Here is a 4164-nt window from a genome sequence, read left to right as displayed (position 1 = left end):
GGGCTACCATCGGCAAAGACCAGTTGAGTGGCGGAGCTGGCGAGTTCTGAGCAGACTTGGTTAGCAACAATATCCGCCTCAACTTGCCTGAGTTCATCCGCCTTACTCACCTACTTGCCACTAACCGCCTTTTTGCTAAAGTTCAAGCGCCCTTGGCTATCAACTTCCATCAGCTTCACCTTGATCATATCGCCCAATTGAACCTCATCAGTGACCTTCTCGGTTCGGCCATCGGCCAATTGCGAAATATGGACCAGCCCGCCCAAACCACCGGGGATGGTTTCGATGAAGACACCGAAGTCCATCAGTTTGACCACTTTGGCCTCGTAGACCTTGCCCACCTCTGGTTCTTGGGTTAGCGATTCGATCCAAGCAATTGCTTTCTTGGCAGCTTCGGCGTCGGTTGAAGCAATCATGACCAAGCCGCTTTCTTCGATATCAATCTCTACACCGGTTTCGGCAATGATTTTGTTAATGGTTTCGCCACCTTTGCCAATAACGTCCCTGATTTTGTCTGGCTTAATCATGATCTTGGAAATCCGCGGGGCATGCGGAGCCACTTCGGCTCGAGGCTTATCAAGCACATCCAGCATTTTGGCCATGATGTGGGCCCGGCCGTCTTTGGCTTGGGCCAGCGCATCGGCCATAATGGCCGGCGTTATGCCTTTAACCTTAATGTCCATTTGCAGCGCGGTGATGCCATCATCAGTACCGGCCACTTTGAAATCCATATCGCCAGCAAAATCTTCGGCGCCTTGAATATCGCTCAAAATGACGTATTTGCCACTGCCATCGGTGATCAGACCCATGGCAATGCCAGCCACCGGTTTAGCGATCGGCACACCGGCGTCCATTAAGCTTAGGGTTGAAGCGCAAACGCTGGCCATGGAGGTAGACCCGTTGGAACTGACTGCTTCTGAGACGGTCCGAATGGTGTAGGGAAAGTCCTCAATTGCAGGTATGACTGGGACTAGGGCTCGCTCAGCCAAAGCGCCATGACCAATTTCGCGCCGACCAGGCGAACGCATGGGCCGCACTTCTCCCGTGGAATAAGGCGGGAAGTTGTAATGATGCAAATAATGCTTGGTGGTGTCCTCCTCCATCGTATCGATCATCTGACCATAACTGGTTGAAGCCAGCGTAGTGATGTTTAGAATCTGGGTGGTGCCACGAGTGAAGATGGCTGAGCCATGGGTACGCGGCAGAATTCCAACTTGCGAACTGATCGGTCGAATCTCAGTCGTTTTACGGCCATCGGGGCGAGCCCCATCTTCAAGAATGGCGCGACGAATTTCTAGATCGATGACTTTTTGGAAGGCCTCTTCGATCTCATTATGTTTAAAGTCGTTGCCAAACTTTTCGATGGTTTCACCTTCGAGGTTTTTGATGGCGTCATGACGTTGATATTGGTCTTGGTGACGCACTGCCGGCCCAAGTTTTGCCTTAAGAAAAGTGGAAACTTTATCGATGATGTCTTGGTTAGGTAGCTCGAGCTCAAAGTCTTTAGCTTTGGCGCCAATCGCCTTAGCCAGCTCAGTTTGGAGTTTAATGACGGGTTGGAGCTCCTTATGGGCCAGCTCAATGGCCTTGACCATGGTGGCTTCATCAACCTCATCGGCGCCAGCTTCAACCATCATGATGGCATCAGCAGTGCCGGCAATGGTTAGGTCAAGTTTGCTTTCGAGCAATTGGGCCGCGGTTGGGCAAGCGACTAGCTCACCGTCCACCAGACCAATTCGTACACCTGCCACGGGTCCCTCAAAGGGCGCGCCGGAGATCATTAGAGCGGCGGAGACAGCAATCATGCCCACCAGATCAGCTGGGTGATCCAAATCAGTCGAAAGAACAGTCGCAATGCCTTGGACGTCATTGCGATAGCCTTTCGGGAACAGCGGGCGGATCGGGCGATCAATCAAACGGGCCGAGAGTGTGGCTCGTTCACTGGCGCGGCCCTCGCGTTTAATGAAGCGACTGCCCGAAATTTTGCCAGCGGCATACATCCGCTCTTCGAAATCGATTAGTAACGGGAAGAAATCAATGCCCTCTCGGGGTTGGTTGGCTACGACTGCTGTACCGAGTACCATAGTGTCGCCGTAGCGAACGGTTACGGCGCCATCGGCTAGAAAAGCCAGTCTGCCTGTTTCAATAATAAGCTTGCGACCGCAAAATTCGGTCTCAAACGTCTGCGTCTTACCCCCAAAGGGGTGAATAATATCCAATTGGACTCCTTTACTGATCCAAGAGTGCCAGGGGTCTGCCGTTTAACGGATTAAACGAGAGGACTCTACCACTCTATTTGACCAAGTTGTTAATTGTTTACCCATTCAAAACATCCACACTGAATGCCTTGAATGAACAAAAAATTGTTACGCTTTTTTACCGCCTTTTTCCATTATCGTCTTAGCTCTAATTTTTTGATCAATTTAGAGTAAGCGTCAGGATCTTTCTTATTCAAATAGTCCAGTAAGCTGCGGCGTTTACCAACCATTTTGATCAGCCCGCGACGGGAGTGATTATCCTTTTTGTGCTCTTGCAAATGCTTAGTTAAGACTTTGATTTGCTCTGTAAAAATGGCAACTTGAACCTCCGGCGAACCGGTGTCTTTTTTGCCCCGTTGGACACTTTTTATGGCCTTTTCCTTAGCCTCTGTCTTTAACATTTCCTATGCATTGTATCAGGTTTAGCTTAAAAATTCAAGGGGGGTCGACGTTAGGTCTAATCAACAATTTAGACGGCCGTGATGTTCGACTCAATGATCTCCTGGCTCGAGTCCAGCGATATGGCCTGATCCAGGTTAAAATCCCCGGCTTTGGTACGTTCCAGGGCGCTTAAATAAGCGCCGGTGCCCAATTTTTGGCCAATATCAGCAGCCAGCGTGCGGATGTAAGTCCCGCTAGAAACATCCGCTTGAATTGTGAGTTTGGGGTAGTCGTATTCGATTAGTTTGATCGAGTGAATGGTGACTTGTCTGGTTGGCATTTCAACTTCTTCACCTCGCCGAGCCCGCTTATAAGCCTCTTGTCCACCGATTTTGATGGCCGAATAGACCGGCGGTGTTTGTTTTATTGTACCGATAAAAGCCGTAAGAACTGATTCGACTTGACCTCGATCGGGTCTAGTATCAGATATCTCTCTCAATTCGCCCTCTGCATCCCCGGTTGAGCTTGTGAACCCCAGAGTGATTTCCGCAAGATAAGTTTTATCAAGTTGGCTGTACTCCCCTGCCCGTTTGGTGGCGCTGCCAAATAGCAAGATCATGACGCCAGTGGCCATCGGATCCAGTGTGCCGGTGTGACCAATTTTGCGTTCGCCCGTGATTCTGCGGAGCTGGCGAATAACATCGAATGAAGTGATGCCTTTTGGCTTATTTATAACCAGCAATCCATTGAACTCACGTGACAAGCCGCCTGCCCTGAGCGAAGTCGAAGGGTTCAAGCTTCGGCTCGTTTGATGGCATCGATCGAAGTTTCGAGATCGGTAATTAGGGTAGTAACAATGTTGAGTTCATTGCGAGCCAGCCAGCCGTTACCGGGGCTGACGGCATAGTCACGCAGCAGCTTCATGTGATCGTTTATTTCAACCACCACGTCTAAGCAATGGCTGCGCAGATCTTCTATATCCATAAACTTAGTCTACCTGTCTTTCTCTCCCCAGCCCATTATTTATCTACGCTTTAGTTCCATCAGTAGGTTGCATTCTATTTCTCTCCCCACCAATTTTTTATGTAAGCTCTTTCTACTTACTCCCATAACTATTCGTACTTTTGTCGATACAAAAAATTGGTGGGGTGGGTTTCTTTTCTAGATCATTTCGAGCAGATTACTCGTGGGTATACTCCCACTACATCATTCTTCACAATCTGCTGTCTGGAAAATATATAGGTCGTTCGGCCTTATAAAACTGTCTCCCTAAGGTCTTACTAGACCTTTTACAGATCCAATCATCTAGCCAGTTCGAGAGGCCGAACGACAAAGACGCCGGGCAGAAGTTGCGGGGGGGGGAAAGGGTTGGAGCGGGAGAAGGGGTTGGGTTTATTTTTTCGTGGCTGAGGGCTTCTTGGCGGAAGTTTTGGGCTTGGCCAGTGCGGCTTTAGCAGCTGGTTTGGCTTTTACGACTTTGGTCGGTTTGGCGCTATCACCAAGGGTTTTCTTAATAAGAGAGTTC

At 49.6% G+C, this 4164-nt stretch carries 4 protein-coding genes; all 4 read right to left on the bottom strand.

Annotated features, from left to right (window positions below; genetic code table 11):
• Positions 1 to 110: 110 nt before the first annotated feature.
• Positions 111 to 2219, bottom strand: coding sequence for a polyribonucleotide nucleotidyltransferase (locus VLE72_02515; protein ID HSX14760.1), 2109 nt, complete (start codon positions 2217 to 2219; stop codon positions 111 to 113).
• Between the two features lie 173 nt (positions 2220 to 2392).
• A complete protein-coding gene (gene rpsO / locus VLE72_02510; protein ID HSX14759.1) occupies positions 2393 to 2659 on the bottom strand; it encodes a 30S ribosomal protein S15 in 267 nt (88 codons plus the stop codon).
• Positions 2660 to 2727: 68 nt separating this feature from the next.
• Positions 2728 to 3402, bottom strand: a complete 675-nt coding sequence (truB, locus tag VLE72_02505) for a tRNA pseudouridine(55) synthase TruB (protein ID HSX14758.1) — start codon at positions 3400 to 3402, stop codon at positions 2728 to 2730.
• A gap of 29 nt (positions 3403 to 3431) precedes the next feature.
• Entirely contained in the window at positions 3432 to 3623 is a 192-nt protein-coding gene (locus VLE72_02500) for a hypothetical protein (protein ID HSX14757.1), read from the bottom strand.
• Between the last annotated feature and the right edge of the window lie 541 nt (positions 3624 to 4164).

The sequence above is a fragment of the Candidatus Saccharimonadales bacterium genome (assembly GCA_035480635.1).
Lineage (GTDB): Bacteria > Patescibacteriota > Saccharimonadia > UBA4664 > DATIHN01 > DATIHN01.
This window is presented reverse-complemented; position numbering and strand designations above follow the sequence as displayed.